Raw genomic sequence first — 14,729 nt, 5'->3', positions numbered from 1 at the left:
GAGGTGACGGCATGACGGTACATGAGGCGCAGGCGCGGGTCGCCGAGATCCGCAGCCGGATCGGGCTGGGCGTGCCCGTCACGACCGGCGGCGGCGACGCGTTCGCGGCGACCCTGCGGTCCACGATGGACAGTTCCCGGGCGGTCACCGGCGCCACCGTCGTGGACGCGGCCAGGAAGTACCTCGGCACGCCGTACGTGTTCGGCGGCACGAACCCGGAGAGCGGCCTGGACTGCTCGGGTCTCGTCCAGCGCGTCTACGCCGACCTCGGCGTCAAGCTGCCACGGGTCGCGAAGGACCAGGCCCGCGAGGGCACCGCGGTGCCGGACCTGGCCCACGCGCGCGCCGGTGACCTGCTCGCATTCGGCAGCCCCGTCTACCACGTCGGCCTCTACCTCGGCGACAACCGCATGATCGCCGCCCCGCACGCCGGCGACGTGGTGAAGATCCAGCAGGTGTACGAGACGCCGGCCGCCATCCGCCGGATCGTGCCCACGACCTCCCTCGACCCGCCCACCACCGCATCCACCGCGGCCGAGGCCCGGTCCATGGTCGCGGCGGCGGCACTGCGACCCGCGTCGCTGACCGGCGTGCCGTACGCGGACCTGTTCCAGCGGGCCGGCGCGAAGTACGGCCTCGCGCCCGCGCTCCTCGCCGCGGTCGCGAAGGTCGAGTCCGGCTACAACCCGGCCGCCGTCAGCGGCGCCGGCGCGCAGGGACTCATGCAGCTGATGCCGGCGACAGCCAGCGGTCTCGGCGTCGACGCCCTCGACCCGGCCCAGGCCGTCGACGGCGCCGCCCGGATGCTGTCGTCGAACCTGGAACGGTTCGGCTCGCTCGACCTGGCCATCGCCGCCTACAACGCCGGCGGCGGTGCCGTCAGCCGCTACGGCGGCATCCCACCGTTCGTGCAGACCCAGGCGTACGTGCCGAAGGTGAAGGCCGCCATGGAACAGCTCGCGGGAAGAGGGTTCGCATGACCGCCCCGCTCGACGCCCTGAAGGGCGCCGGTGCCGCCCGGTCCTCGGACACGCCCTCGGCCACCGGTCCCTCCGACGCCTTCACCGCCGCCCTCGCCGCGGCGACCCACGGCCGCGCCTCGCTGGGCGCGCCGACCCAGGGCGCCCGCGACCACGCTCCCGACCGCCGGCCCGACCGCTCCCGGGATCAGGACCGCGAGCCGGAGCAGCGGTTCCCGGTGCGGGACCGCCGGGCCCGCGACGAGCGCCCCCGGACCCCCGACCCGAACCCCGTGGCGTCCGGCGTGGCCGTGCATCAGCAGCACGACGCGGTGGTACGGCGTCCCGAACCCGACCGCCGTGACCGCCCCGCCGTGCGCCCCGGGACGTGGCACGCCCGGCCGCCGTGGATCGCGGGTCCGGCGAACGACCGGACCCGGCACCCGGACGACCGGCCGCCGCGGCGCGGCCCGCCGAGCGCAGCCCCCTCGAAACGATGCTCGCCGCCGCGGCGGCACGGCAGGAGGTCACCGCGGTGACCGTGCCCGCCGACGCCGCCCAGGCCCCGGCGGCGGCGCTCCAGGCCGCGCCGCAGACCGGTGCCCTGGCCGGGCACCCGGCTGTGACGCCGGGCCCGGCCGGTCCGCCGCAGGTACTGGCCGCCTGGACCGGCAACCCGGCGCCCGGCACGGCTCTCGTCACCCCCGGATCCGGAACGGCCGGCGGAGCACCGGCCACCACAACGTCGACCTGGAAGCCGGCCGCTGCGGCGCCGACCTGGACGTCGGCCGTTGCGGCATCGACCGGCATGCCGCCCACCGCGGCCTCGACCGTGGTGGCGGCCGGCGTGGCGCCGACCGTGGTGGGAGCCGGCACGGCCTCGACCGTGTTGGGGGCCGACACGGCCTCGACCGTATTGGGGGCCGGCACAGCGCCGACCGTGGCGGGCGCCGGCGGAGCGCTGACCAGAGTCGGCACGGCGCCGACCGGGATGCCAGCCAGCGCGGCGTCGACCGGAACGGACCAGGCCGGCGAGGTGCGGACCGCTCCGGCCGGTGCGGTACCCGGCGCCGCCCAGCCGGTCAGCGCACAGCTCACGGCACTCCCCGCCGGCCAGGTCGCCGCGACACCGGCCGCGACGGCGGACATCGGGGCCACCGCGACGCCGACGGCCGGGCAGCAGTTCGCAGGTGCCGGTCACGCCGGGACCGGCCCCGCCGCCGCACAGACCACCGGCGCGACCCAGGCGGCCCGCAGCGGCATCCCGAACGCCCTGAACGCTCCCCCGACCGCCACCCCGCCCGCGCAAACCGCAGAGACGGCCGCCGCACAGACCACCGCCGCAGCCACGCCCGCACAGACCGGCACCGCACAGACCGGCACCGCACAGACCGGCGCCGCGCAGACCGGCACCACGCAGACCGGCGCCGCACAAACCGTGGCCGCACAGACAGTGGCCGGGCGGACCGTGGCCGCGCAGAAGGCACCTGGCGCCGCGACCGCCGCACAGGCCGCAGCGAGCGTCACGCAGGCCACCGGCAACCCCGCGCGGGCCGCTGCCGGCGCCACAGGAACCGGACCCGCCGACGCCACATGGACCGCCGCCGAAGCCGCGCACGCCGCCGCCTCGGCCGACCGGGCCGCACCTGCCGCGCTCGAACTCGGCGCACAGGCGGGCGTCCAAGCCGCTGCATCGGCGAGTACCCAAGCCAGTGCGCAAGCGGCCGCCCAGGCCGCCGCGCAGGCGGCGCAGGTCGGGGCGCAAGCGGGCACCCAGGCCGGGGCGCAAGCGGGCACCCAGGCCGGCACCGGCGCCGGTGCGCAGGCCGCAGCACCGGCCGCCGCCACCGGCGCCGAAGCGACCGCCGGCGCGGCCCCGCAGCCGCTCCCCCAGCCCGGCTCCGCACCGCCGGGCGCCGGCCAGGCCGCCACCGCACAGACCGCCGCACAAACCGCCGAACAGACCGCAGCGCAGACAGCGATGCAGGCAGCGGTCCAGGCCACCACCGTCCAGACCGGCACCGGCACCGGCGCGGGCGCGCCGGCGGACGCGGAGAGCGGCACCGGGGCACCGGTCGCCGCCGAGTGCCCGGGCGAGGTCACCGGCGTGCCGCAGTTCGCCGCGCAGCAGGCCGCGCAGAGCGCCCTGGCCGGTGACGCCCAGGGCCGCGGCGGGCACGACGGTGGGCGGCAGCCTCGCACCGCTACGCAGATCGAGCAGGCCGTCGGTGCGGACCAGGGGGCGGCGGTGGCCGTACCCCCGCAGCAGACACCACTGACGTCAGCGGTGGCGGCGACAGCAACCCCCGGCCAGGCGCCGGTGGCACAGCCGCCCGTGGCGACGCAGGTGGCGATGGTGCTGACGCCGCTGCGGAAGGGACCAGACGGGGTGCACCGGATGACGATCCAGCTCAGCCCCGGCGACCTCGGGCCGGTCAGCATCGTCGCCGAGGTGCGTGACGGGGCGATCGCCGTGCAGCTGGCGGCGGGCAGCGAGGCCGCCCGGGTCGCGCTGCAGGCGGCGCTGCCGGACCTGCGGCAGGACCTGCGCGACGCCGGGTTCGGCCAGTGCACGCTGGATCTGCACCAGGACCGGGACCGGCCGGGCAACCAATCGCAACAGTTCTCAGGTTGGCAGTCGCAGGGTCGATCTCAACAGCAGGCACCCGAACCGCGGGCGACGGAACCGGCCCGCGATCCGGACGCCCCGGACGTCTTGGTCGACGTGCGCATCTAGGAGGGGGTTCCGCCATCACCAGCCCGACGGCACCGGTCAGCGGCAGCGTCGGCGACTACGTCCCGAAGCCGGTCCCTGGCAACGTCAGCGACTACGTGCCCAGGACGAACGCGCCGGCCGACGTCGGCAAGACCGACGGCACGAAACAGGAGACGCCCGCGAAGCCCGGCGGTGACCTGGGCAAGGACGCGTTCCTGAAGCTGCTCGTGGCGCAGCTGAAGTACCAGGACCCGATGAAGCCGATGGACAACTCGGAGTTCCTGGCGCAGACGGCGCAGTTCACCACGGTCGAGAAGCTGTCGGACCTGGTGGCGGCGCAGCAGAGCCTGCTCACCGCCCAGCTGCAGCTCGGCGCCAGCAACCTGATCGGCAAGACCGTCGCGTACACGGACCAGGACGGCAAGGAGCAGTCCGGCGTGGTGACCGCGGCGGCGTTCTCAGGCACCAGCCCCACCCTGCGGGTCGGCGACAAGGATGTCGCGCTCAGTGCGGTCAAGGAAGTCCGCGGCCCGGCATCCTGAAAGGACCCCTCCCCTATGCTCCGCTCACTCTTCTCCGGCATCAGCGGTCTGCGGGCGCACCAGCAGATGATGGATGTCACCAGCAACAACATCGCCAACGTCAACACCGTGGGGTTCAAGTCGTCGCAGGTGGTGTTCGAGGACACGCTGAGCCAGATGATGCGGGCCGCCGGCGCCCCGCAGCAGGGGCAGGGCGGCACGAACCCGGCGCAGGTCGGCCTGGGCGTGCGGCTCGGCGCGATCAACACCAGTTTCGTGCAGGGGTCCGCGCAGACGACGGGCCGGGCGACCGACGTGATGATCTCCGGTGACGGGTTCTTCGTCGTCAACTCCGTCGACGAGCAGCTGTACACGCGGGCGGGTGCGTTCAACTTCGACGCCGAGGGCAAGCTGGTCACCCCGACCGGCGCCGCGGTGCAGGGCTGGCCGGCGGTCAACGGCGAGGTCAACACCAACGCGCCGATCGGTGACATCCGGCTGCCGATGGGCACGCTGATCGCGCCGAACGCCACCCGCAACATGGTCCTGGCCGGGAACCTGCCGGCGGACGCGCCGCTGAACACGACGATCCCGCGCGCGATCAAGACCTACGACGTGCAGGGCAACGTGGTCACGCTGACGTCGACGTTCACGCTGACCGCCGGCGGGTGGGAGGTGGTCGTCAGCGACGGCAGCACGCCATCGGCGTCGACGCCCCTGACGTTCCTGCCCAACGGGCAGGTCAGCGCACCGACGTACACCGACGCGAACGGCGACACGAAGATCGGGTTGCTGTACGACCCGGACAACGACGGCGTCGGCGTCGAGGTCGACCTGGCCGGCCTGACGGAGTACACCGGCAACACCACGGTGAGCCCGCTGAGCCAGAACGGCTCGCCGGCGGCGACGCTGCAGTCGTTCAGCATCAACCCCGACGGTCAGCTGGTCGGCGTGTTCTCCAACGGCAACAAGCAGACCGTGGCGCAGCTGGCCCTGGCCAACTTCAACAACCCGCCGGGGTTGGAGAAGGTCGGCGACTCGCTGTACCGCTTCACGGTGAACTCGGGTCTGGCCCAGGTCGGCGTGGCCGGGACGGTGGGTCTCGGCACGTTGCAGAGCGGTGCGGTGGAGATGTCCAACGTCGACCTCGCGCAGGAGTTCACGAACCTGATCGTGGCGCAGCGCGGCTTCCAGGCGAACTCGAAGGTGATCAGCACGTCGGACGAAGTGCTGCAGGAGCTGGTGAACCTGAAGCGGTAACAGGCTTGAGTGGGAGCGGAGCGAGCATGGGGGGTCCGGGGTGGGACCCCCCGGCGGGACCCGCCGCGAAGCGGTGGGGCGGCCAGGAACCGGACGTTGCACCGCAAAAGGCCCGCCACTCGTGGCGGGCCTTTGTCGTGCACCTGCCCGGCAACCGTCAACTCCTCACCTGTCGGCCGATCGGTCCGATGTGAACTCCGAAGGCACCACGGAGGGGGCCTGGCCCATTACCACCAAGGACGGGAGCGCGTCGATGATCCTGCTGACCAGACTCAACGGCCCGGTGTTCGCACTCAACCCCGACCTGGTCGAGCGGGCCGACTGCACCCCCGACACCGTCGTCACGTTGGTCGACGGCACCAAGTACCTGATCGCCGAGTCGTTGCCGGAGCTGGTGGCGCTGATCCGCCAGTACCGGGCGCAGGTCGTCGTCGACGCGCAGCAGCTCGTCGGGCAGACCTCGGCCGAGCGCGCCGACGACGCCCGCGAACGGGTCAAGGAGACCAACGTCGTCCATCTGCACCGTCGGGAGCGCTAACACATGGATCCGGCAACCATCATCGGCATCGTGCTGGCCTTCATCGCGATCTTCGCCTCGATGATCCTTGAAGGCGGCAGCCCGGGCTCCATCTTCCTGGTACCGCCGCTGATCCTGGTCTTCTTCGGCACGCTCGGCGCGGCCATGGCCGGCGGCATGCTGAAGGACACCGTCGCGCTGGTCGACTCGTTCAAGCGGGTGCTGCTGGGCAACGTCGGCACCGCCGACGCGCTGGTCGACGACATCGTGAAGCTCGCCGAGAAGGCCCGGCGCGAGGGGCTGCTGGCCCTGGAGGACGCGATGAAGGAGGTGCAGGACCCGTTCCTCAAGAAGGGCCTGCAACTCGCCATCGACGGCACCGACTCCGAGGAGCTCGCGGCGATCCTGGAGGCCGAGGTCGACGCGAAACGCAAGGCCGACAAGCAGGCCGCGACGATCTTCACGGGCATGGGCGGGTACGCGCCGACGATCGGCATCATCGGCACCGTCATCGGCCTGATCCACGTCCTGGAGAACCTCAGCGAGCCGGACAAGCTCGGTCACCTCATCGCCGGCGCCTTCGTGGCGACGCTGTGGGGAGTTCTCTCAGCAAACGTCATGTGGCTGCCGATGGGAGCCAAGTTGAAACGGCTGTCCGAGCTCGAATGCGCACAGATGGAGCTCGTGATCGCCGGCATCATCAACATCCAGGCTGGGGCCAACCCCCGCCTGGTCGCACAGAAGCTCCGGAGCCTGCTGCCGCCGGGCAGCGCCAATGACAAGAAGGAGGCCGCCTGATGAGTGAGCGGAGCGAACGAATCATGTTGCAGCGCGCCCCGGAGCCTCGCGTCGCCGGCGAGCGAAGCGAGTCGGCGGCGTGAGCGGAGGTGGGCACGCGGCAAAGGGCGGTACGAAGGGCGCGCACGCGAAAGGCCACGGCAAGAAGCACGGGGCGCAGGAGGAGGAGCACGAGAACCACGAGCGCTGGCTGGTCAGCTACGCCGACATGATGACGCTGCTGATGGTGCTCTTCATCGTGCTGTTCGCGATCAGCCAGGTCGACCAGAAGAAGTTCGCGGAGCTCAAGAACGGTCTGGCGGTCGGCTTCGGCTCCCCGTCGGTGGCGTTCGACGGCGGCGAGTCGACCCTGATGGAGTCCTCCGACAGCGACTCCCCGATGGACATGTCCTCGGGCATCGGCGGCACCACCAGTGACGCGACGGCGATCCAGGAGGCCGTGGCGGCGAAGGAGCGGGCGTCGGCGTCGGCGAAGCAGAAGGCCGCGCAGCAGGAGGTCGAGAACTTCGAGAAGATCAAGGCCAAGATCGAGGAGAGCCTGAAGAAGCAGGGGCTCGCCGACTCGGTGAAGTTCACCATCGACGAGCGCGGCCTGGTCGTCACCGTCGTCACCAGCGCGATCGTGTTCGACGGCGGCGAGGCGCAGCTGCTGTCCACCGGCCGGGAGATCATGGCCGGCATCGGCCCGGCGATCGCCGGCCTGCCGAACAAGATCGAGGTCGACGGGCACACCAACCAGCTCGCCGGCACGACCGGCAGCTACCCCAGCGGCTGGGAGCTGTCCACCGCCCGCGCCTCGACCGTGGTGCGCTTCCTGCACGGCAACGCCGGCATCCCGGAGAACCGCCTGATGGCCTCCGGCTTCGCCGACACCAAGCCGCTGTACCCGGCGGACGACCCGCGAGCGGCGTCGCTCAACCGGCGGGTGGAGATCATCGTGCTGTCGTCCCTTCCGGCCGACACCCGGGCGCTGCTGCCCTCGGCCGCCCCGAGCGAGTGAGGAGCGGAGGAGATGGCGAAGGACGGGAAGCCGGAGACCGAAGAGACTCCGAAGAAGGGCAAGAAGAAGCTCATCATGATCATCGCGATCGCGGTGGTGCTGCTGGGCGGCGGCGCGGGCGGCTACCTCATGCTCAAGCCGTCCTCCGCGACCGCCGAGCCGGAGCCCGAGCCGGGCGTGGTGGTCCCGCTGGACGCGATCACGATCAACCTGGCCGACGGGCACTACCTGAAGCTGAAGCTGTCGCTGCAGGCGACCGCGGCGGCCGCCGAGGTGCCGGACGGCAGCAAGGCGCTGGACATCGCGATCGACCTGTACAGCAACCGCGAGATGGCGGAGCTGATGTCCAACGCGGAGCGGGAGCGCCTGAAGACCGAGCTCAAGGAGAAGATCGAGAAGGCGTACACGGTCGAGAAGGAGAAAGAGATCATGGACGTGTACTTCACGTCGTTCGTGATCCAGTAGGCCCGAACCGGCGGATCTGGGGGTTTTCAAGGAAACCTCCAGGTCCGTTTCGGCCGTTTTCCGTCAAGCTGCACCCTAAAAGACCGATGGTAAGAGAGTGACGCAGTCAACGTCGGCGACCGGTAGCGGCCGCACGCCCGGCAAGATGAGCCGGCGCGGCGGCAAAAGCTCCGGCCCCGAGCCGTATGACTTCCGGCGTCCGACCAAACTCTCCCGCGAACACATCCGGACCCTGCAGATCGCCTACGAGACCTTCGCCCGCCAGTACGCCACGCTGCTGACCACCAGCCTCCGGGCGGTGTCGCAGGTCAGCCTGATCTCCATCGAGCAACTGACCTACGACGAGTACATCAGCGGCCTGTCGAGCCCGACCATCGTCGCCATGTTCAGCATCGACCCTCTACCCGGCACAGCCATTCTGGAGTTCTCCCTGAGCACCGCCATGGCCTGCATCGACCACATGCTCGGCGGTCCGGGCGGTCCGCAGCCTCAACGCCCACTGAGCGACATCGAGACGCCGTTGCTGCACGGCCTCATCGAACGGACGCTCGGCGAGCTGCGCTATGCCTTCGAGGGAATCGTGGCGTTACGGCCGGAGATGACCACGATCGAGTACAACCCGCAGTTCGCCCAGGCCGGCGCGACGTCCGACGCCGTCATCGTCGCCTCGTTCGAGATGCGGGTCGGCACCGAGGAGTGTGTGGCCAGCATCTGCCTGCCGTTCGGCTCGATCTTCCCCAAGCTGCAGGGCGAGCAGGGCAGCGCGGTGCTCACCGAGGCGCAGCGGCTGGCGCGCGAGGCCGCGTACCGCAACGTGGTCGCCGGGCTGGAGGGCGCGCCGATCGAGGTCGCGGTCCGTTTCCAGACGGTACGCATGCACCCCGCCGACCTGATCGGCCTGCGCCCCGGCGACGTGGTCCCCCTCGCCCACACCACCTCGACGCCCCTCGCCGTGACCACGGCGGACATCACGTTCGCCTACGCCGTCCCCGGCGCGCAGGGCAACCGGCTGGCCTGTCTCGTGGTGCCGAGCCCGCAGCCGGGTCAACGACCGACACACCGGCCCGCCGGACAGCTCGGCCAGAACCGCGCTGAGGAGACCCGCCGATGACCACCGCCACCAACGAGGCCCTGCTGGCCCGCGCCGAGGCGGCCGCGCAGGCCGCCGTGGCGCTGCTGCCCGCCAGCTCCCCGCTCTCCGTCGGTGCGCCCACCCAGAACGTCGACGAACTCGCCATCGACGGCCAGGCGGTCCGGGCCCGGTTCGCCGGCACCGCGCAGGGCGAGGTCGCGATCGTCGTCACCTCCGACCTGGTCGAGGCCCTCGCCAACTCCCCCATGGGCGCCCTGGACCTCAGCCAGGCCGTCCGGCCCGCCCTGGAGGCCGCGGCGGCCACCGTCGGCCCGGTCGTCGTCGACCCCGGCGAGGTCCTCGAACCCGCCGACGCCATGGGCCAGCTGGTCGACGCGGACGGCATCCTCGTGCCGCTGCGCACCGACGAGGGCGTCGTGCAGGCCGTGGTCGCCCTCGCCGTCGCGGTCGAGGTCACCGGCGGCCCCGGCGGCGGCGACGAGCCCCGCCCGGAGCGCGGCGAGCGCGGCCGGCCCGCGTTCGACCTCCTCCACGACGTGGAGATGGAGGTCACCGCCGAGCTCGGCCGCACCCGCATGAGCGTGCGGGAGCTGCTGTCGCTCGCCCCCGGCGCGGTGATCGAGCTGGACCGGGCCGCCGGCGGCCCCGCCGACCTGCTCGTCAACGGGCGGCTCATCGCCCGCGGCGAGGTGGTCGTGATCGACGAGAATTTCGGCATCCGGATCACCGAGATCGTCGGCCCGACGGATCGGGCCTAGGACCCCCCGCCATGATCGAGCTGGCATTGCGCGTCCTGTGCTCACTCACAGTTGTCTTCGTACTACTCTGGGCGCTCGCGCGGCTGGCTCGGCGCGGCGCCGGCAGCCGTGGCGCCGGGCTGCTCACCGTGATCGCCCGCCAGCAGCTCAGCCGGGGCTCGTCGGTCGCGGTCGTCAAGGTCGCCGACCGGGCCCTGGTCCTCGGCGTCAGCGACGCGGGCGTGTCGCTGCTGGCCGACGCCGACGCGCACCTGTTCGACCAGCCGGTCGAACAGGCCCCGCCGCCGCTCCTGGCGGGCTCACTGTTCTCCGCCGACGCGTGGCGGTTCCTGCGGGGCCGGCGATGAGGTCCGCGGTGCTCACCGTCGCCGCCTGCTGCACGGTGCTGCTGCTGCCGGGCACCGCCCTGGGCGCGCCGACGCCGAAGCCGCCGGTGTCGCCCAGCCCGCCCGACGGCACCGTCAACATCGACGTCGGCGGCGTGCAGCCCAGCCAGTCGATCACCATCATCATCCTGCTGACCCTGCTGTCGATCGCGCCGTCGCTGCTGCTGATGACGACCAGCTTCACGAAGGTCTTCGTGGTCCTGTCGATCACCCGCAACGCGCTCGGCCTCAGCAACGTGCCGCCCAACCAGGTGATCGCCGGCATGGCGCTGTTCGTGAGCCTGTTCATCATGTCGCCGGTCATCTCCGAGGTGAACGACGTCGGGCTCCAGCCGTACCTGAAAGGGGAGAAGAGTCAGTCGGTGGCCTTCAAGGACGGGGTCCAGCCACTCGAGACGTTCATGCTCAAGCAGACGCGCAAGGACGAGATCGCGCTCTTCACGAAGATCGCCGACCGCCCGCTGCCGAAGAACAAGGACGACGTGCCGCTGTCCACGCTGGTACCCGCGTTCGTCCTGTCGGAGCTGCGGGCCGCGTTCATCATCGGCTTCGTCATCTACATCCCGTTCCTGGTCATCGACATGGTCGTCTCGGCCGCCCTCATGTCCCTGGGCATGATGATGCTGCCGCCGGTCACCATCGCGCTGCCGTTCAAGCTCCTGCTGTTCGTCCTGGTCAACGGGTGGGGGCTGATCCTCACCGCGCTCGTGGCCAGCTATCACTGACGAGGTGCACCCAGCATGACCGACACCAAGATCATCGAACTCGGCCTGCAGGCCATGACGATCGCCGCGAAGCTCGGCGCGCCGATCCTGCTCACCGCGCTCATCGTCGGCTTCGCCATTTCGCTGTTCCAGTCCGTCACCCAGATCCAGGAGTCGACGCTGTCCTTCGTGCCGAAGGCCGCCGCGATCGGGCTCGCCCTGCTCTTCACCGGCAACTGGATGCTGCACGAGATGATCAGCTACACCGAGCAGCTGTACGCCCAGATCCCCGACCTGATCAAAGGTGCCTGACACCTACACCGTGCCGCTGAGCACGGTCCTGGCGATCCTGCTCGGCTCGATCCGCGCCGGCGTGTGGCTCGCGCTGTGCCCGCCGTTCAACAACCGCGGCGCGCCCGCCCCCGTGAAGGCCCTGCTGTCGGTGGCGATCGCGCTGCCGCTCGCCCCGCGCCTCGCCCCGCAGATCCCGGCCGGCATGTCCACCGGCGTCCTGGTCGCCAACGCCGTCGAGCAGGCCGTCGTCGGCGCCGCGCTCGCCTTCATCACCGCGCTGCTCTTCGCCGCCGTCCAGGTCGCCGGCAACCTCATCGACCTCGTCGGCGGCTTCAGCCTCGCCTTCTCGATGGACCCGTTCTCCCAGCAGGGCAACTCCGTGTTCGGTCGGCTCTACAACCTCATCGGTATGGCGCTGATGTTCGCCACCGACTCCCACCAGCTGATCCTGCGGGGGTTCGCGCGCTCGTACACCGCGATCCCGCTCAACGACGCGCTCTCGCTCAAGACGTTCGCCGACATCATCAACGGCGGCCTCGGCGAGATGTTCCTGGCGGGCCTGCAGATCGCGGCGCCGCTGATCGCGATCATGCTGGCGGTGGACGTCGCGCTGGGCCTGCTGACCCGCGCCGCGCCGGCGCTCAACCCGTTCTCGTTCGGCTTCCCCGCCAAGGTGCTGCTCACGCTGACCGTCGTCGGGACCGCGATGATGCTGCTGCCGAACGCGGTGGCCAACCTGACCGACCGCTCGGTGACCCTGGTCCTGCGCCTGCTCGCCGCCTGACCCATCCCCGGCGGCGGCCGAACCACACCGCGTCCACTCCCGGCCGGCACTTGATCGAAGGACCCGGACGGTCACCCAGACGACCACAGAACGACTTCGATCACGCACCGGGGCGCAAGACCACCGCGTCAACGACTGCGCGACGCATCCTTCGGCGACGACAGAACCCACACCGCGCCCACCCCCGGCCGGCACTTGATCGAAGGACCCCGGCGGTCACCCAGACGACCACAGAACGACTTCGATCACGCACCGGGGGGCGGGAGAACGCCGCCAGGGCGGCCGCGCAACGCATCCTTCGGCGACGACAGAACCCACACCGCGCCCACCCCCGGCCGGCACTCGATCGAAGGACCCCGGCGGTCACCCAGACGACCACAGAACGACTTCGATCACGCACCGGGGGCGGGAGAACGCCGCCAGGGCGGCCGCGCGACGCATCCCTTCGGCGACGGCAGAACCCACACCGCGCCCACCCCCGGCCGGCACTCGATCGAAGGACCCCGGCGGTCACCCAGACGACCACAGAACGACTTCGATCACGCACCGGGGGCGGGAGATCGCCGCCTGGGGCGGAGGGACCCGCCGGTCCGAGTGGTGAAGGCCGGGCCGTGGCCAGGGGCGGCGGAACAGGGGCGCGGGTGCGTCAGGGGGCATCCTCGGCGCGGCGCTGCGGGAACGGGTCGCCGGCCACCGCCTCGGCGCGCAACGGTTCCTCATCGGCGCCGGGCTCGGGCGCGGGCTCCTTCTGCTTCACGTCGGGCTTGCCGTAGTCGCGGGTGACCAGCCGGAACACGGCCAGCATGACGGCGGCCACCGGCACGGCGATCAGCAGCCGCAGCAGACCGGTCTCCAGGTCGAGCTGGTGGGTGACGAAGGTGGCGTACAGGGCGGGCGACGCGATCAGCAACGCCAGGAACAGCGTGGAGAACCGCGCCATGCCGAGCACGTCAGCCGCCCACCAGGCTCAGGCGCTCGCAGAGCATCGCGGCCCACTGGAAGGGCGTGGACGGGCGGCCGTCGAGCAGGGCGACCGGCAGGCGCAGCGACAGCGGGCTGGCCGGGTCGCCGCTGGACATCGTGCCGCGCAGGCAGATCGCGTCGACGCGGCGCAGGCCCTGCAGGTGGTGGGCGACGTCGGAGGTCTTGCGGCTGGCGTCGACCACGACCCAGACCGCGACGGGCCGGACCGCCTCGACGATCGCGGCCGCCCAGGCGGACTCGTCCAGCGCCGCCTCGACGGCCACGACGCTGGGCGCGTCGGACTTGCGCAGCTTCTTGGCCCACAGGCGGGCGTCGTGGGCGCCCGTGATGCGGCGCTTCGCCTCGATGCCCGCGGCGGCGGCGTTGCGCCCGGCGAACAGGATGTGGCTGGTGTCGAGGCGCTGCGCCTCGGCGACCCACCGGGCGACCTCGACGGCGTGGGTCGACTCGCCGACGACGATGAGCGTCTCGCCCGGACCGTCCGGCGCCGGTTCTGCGGCCGGCAGCGCCGAGAACGCGTCGACGACCGCGGTGTACGTGTCGGCGGCGCCGGCCCGGAACGCGATGTCGGTCGGCACGCCCAGCGACTGCAGCCGGCGGCCCAGCGTGGTCTGCCGTTCGGGCTTCTCCGCGGCGGCGCGCTCGGGCACCGCACGTTCGGCCGCGGCGGCCGGCCGCTCGGCGACCGTGCGCTCCGGCGCGGGCGCGGCGCGCTCCGTCGCCTGCGCGGCGGCCGGCGCCGCGGTGTGCGGGTTGTAGGCACTGGCCAGCCGTTCGCTCACGTCCGGCGTCCGCGGCTTCTCCACGGTGGCGGTGGCTTCAACAGGCATTGGGGACTCCTGCCAGAATTCGGTTTCAGGGTCGGACAGCTGTGGGCGGGGCGGGTTCGGGCGCGCCGGGGCGCGCCGTCGCGGGTCCATCCGCGTCTGTTCGGGCCGGTTGCCGCCATCCGCGGGACCCCACGGCATCCCGCGGGGGTCGGCCGGTGGCGGCTGGTACCGCTGTGGCTGGGGCACTTCGGGGCGCTGCTCGAAGCGCGGGTCGGCGTTGACCTGCCGGACGCCGAGCTTCGCGATCGGCTGGTTGGCCGCCGGGCGGAACGGCCGCACCGAGGGCGCGCCGGCGGGCGCCTCGGCCTGCGGTGCGTCGGCCAGGAGCCGGTTGAGCGCGTCGGCCGCGGTCGGCGGCCGTGGAGGACCACCGCCGGGGGCGGCCGGCGGCCTGCGGCGCCGCCGCCGTCGCGGGTGTCCGCAGCGGCGGCCGGTGGCCGTGGCGGGCCGCCGCCGGCGGTGCGCGCGTCCGGGGCGGCCGGCCACCCGGGACTGCCGTCCCGGGCCTCGGCGAGCACGTCGGCGAACGTCGGATTCCTGCCCTGCGATTCGGCGGCGTCCGCCATCGCGGCCAGATCCTGGATACTCAGCGAGCGATTCGGCGTGTCGCCTTTGCGGGCCGGCCGGCCGGATGATTGAGTTGTCGAAGCGGCATCCGGG

The 14,729-nt window shown here is 72.1% G+C and carries 17 protein-coding genes; 15 read left to right on the top strand and 2 right to left on the bottom strand.

Annotation, left to right across the window (positions count from 1 at the left end; genetic code table 11):
* Positions 1-11: 11 nt before the first annotated feature.
* The 15 genes from OHA72_RS16460 to OHA72_RS16390 all read left to right on the top strand — a co-directional run bounded on the left by OHA72_RS16460 (position 12) and on the right by OHA72_RS16390 (position 12,255).
* Positions 12-980 carry a transglycosylase SLT domain-containing protein gene (locus OHA72_RS16460; RefSeq protein WP_327008691.1) on the top strand — a complete coding sequence of 323 codons (969 nt, stop codon included), beginning with the start codon at positions 12-14 and terminating at the stop codon, positions 978-980.
* Complete coding sequence (locus tag OHA72_RS16455; protein ID WP_327008690.1) at positions 977-1,498, top strand: hypothetical protein; 522 nt, start codon at positions 977-979, stop codon at positions 1,496-1,498. Before OHA72_RS16460 ends, OHA72_RS16455 begins: the two co-directional genes overlap by 4 nt.
* Complete coding sequence (locus tag OHA72_RS16450) at positions 1,456-3,696, top strand: flagellar hook-length control protein FliK (protein WP_327008689.1); 2,241 nt, start codon at positions 1,456-1,458, stop codon at positions 3,694-3,696. Before OHA72_RS16455 ends, OHA72_RS16450 begins: the two co-directional genes overlap by 43 nt.
* A gap of 95 nt (positions 3,697-3,791) precedes the next feature.
* On the top strand, positions 3,792-4,217 hold the full coding sequence (locus tag OHA72_RS16445; RefSeq protein ID WP_327008688.1) for a flagellar hook capping FlgD N-terminal domain-containing protein: 426 nt from the start codon (positions 3,792-3,794) through the stop codon (positions 4,215-4,217).
* A 15-nt stretch (positions 4,218-4,232) separates the two neighbouring features.
* Positions 4,233-5,456, top strand: a complete 1,224-nt coding sequence (locus tag OHA72_RS16440) for a flagellar hook protein FlgE (protein WP_327008687.1) — start codon at positions 4,233-4,235, stop codon at positions 5,454-5,456.
* 253 nt (positions 5,457-5,709) lie between these two features.
* Positions 5,710-5,994, top strand: a complete 285-nt coding sequence (locus OHA72_RS16435; RefSeq protein WP_327008686.1) for a flagellar FlbD family protein — start codon at positions 5,710-5,712, stop codon at positions 5,992-5,994.
* A 3-nt stretch (positions 5,995-5,997) separates the two neighbouring features.
* Entirely contained in the window at positions 5,998-6,771 is a 774-nt protein-coding gene (locus tag OHA72_RS16430) for a flagellar motor protein (protein ID WP_327008685.1), read from the top strand.
* A gap of 79 nt (positions 6,772-6,850) precedes the next feature.
* Entirely contained in the window at positions 6,851-7,771 is a 921-nt protein-coding gene (locus OHA72_RS16425; RefSeq protein ID WP_327008684.1) for an OmpA/MotB family protein, read from the top strand.
* Positions 7,772-7,783: 12 nt separating this feature from the next.
* A complete protein-coding gene (locus OHA72_RS16420) occupies positions 7,784-8,236 on the top strand; it encodes a flagellar basal body-associated FliL family protein (protein ID WP_327008683.1) in 453 nt (150 codons plus the stop codon).
* Between the two features lie 97 nt (positions 8,237-8,333).
* Entirely contained in the window at positions 8,334-9,347 is a 1,014-nt protein-coding gene (locus OHA72_RS16415) for a flagellar motor switch protein FliM (protein WP_327008682.1), read from the top strand.
* Positions 9,344-10,087 (top strand): flagellar motor switch protein FliN, encoded by a 744-nt coding sequence (fliN, locus tag OHA72_RS16410; protein ID WP_327008681.1) that lies wholly within the window; start codon positions 9,344-9,346, stop codon positions 10,085-10,087. Before OHA72_RS16415 ends, fliN begins: the two co-directional genes overlap by 4 nt.
* An 11-nt stretch (positions 10,088-10,098) precedes the next feature.
* Entirely contained in the window at positions 10,099-10,434 is a 336-nt protein-coding gene (locus OHA72_RS16405; protein WP_327008680.1) for a FliO/MopB family protein, read from the top strand.
* Complete coding sequence (gene fliP / locus OHA72_RS16400) at positions 10,431-11,198, top strand: flagellar type III secretion system pore protein FliP (protein WP_327008679.1); 768 nt, start codon at positions 10,431-10,433, stop codon at positions 11,196-11,198. The genes OHA72_RS16405 and fliP overlap by 4 nt, the downstream gene beginning before the upstream one ends.
* Positions 11,199-11,213: 15 nt before the next feature.
* Entirely contained in the window at positions 11,214-11,489 is a 276-nt protein-coding gene (gene fliQ, locus OHA72_RS16395) for a flagellar biosynthesis protein FliQ (RefSeq protein ID WP_327008678.1), read from the top strand.
* Complete coding sequence (locus OHA72_RS16390; RefSeq protein ID WP_327008677.1) at positions 11,482-12,255, top strand: flagellar biosynthetic protein FliR; 774 nt, start codon at positions 11,482-11,484, stop codon at positions 12,253-12,255. The genes fliQ and OHA72_RS16390 overlap by 8 nt, the downstream gene beginning before the upstream one ends.
* A gap of 646 nt (positions 12,256-12,901) precedes the next feature.
* Here the strand turns inward: OHA72_RS16390 and OHA72_RS16385 are convergent.
* Entirely contained in the window at positions 12,902-13,195 is a 294-nt protein-coding gene (locus OHA72_RS16385; protein ID WP_327008676.1) for a hypothetical protein, read from the bottom strand.
* A 10-nt stretch (positions 13,196-13,205) separates the two neighbouring features.
* Positions 13,206-14,555, bottom strand: coding sequence for a hypothetical protein (locus OHA72_RS16380; protein ID WP_327008675.1), 1,350 nt, complete (start codon positions 14,553-14,555; stop codon positions 13,206-13,208).
* Positions 14,556-14,729 lie beyond the last annotated feature (174 nt).

This window comes from Dactylosporangium sp. NBC_01737, from assembly GCF_035963215.1.
Taxonomy (GTDB): Bacteria; Actinomycetota; Actinomycetes; order Mycobacteriales; family Micromonosporaceae; genus Dactylosporangium.
This window is presented reverse-complemented; position numbering and strand designations above follow the sequence as displayed.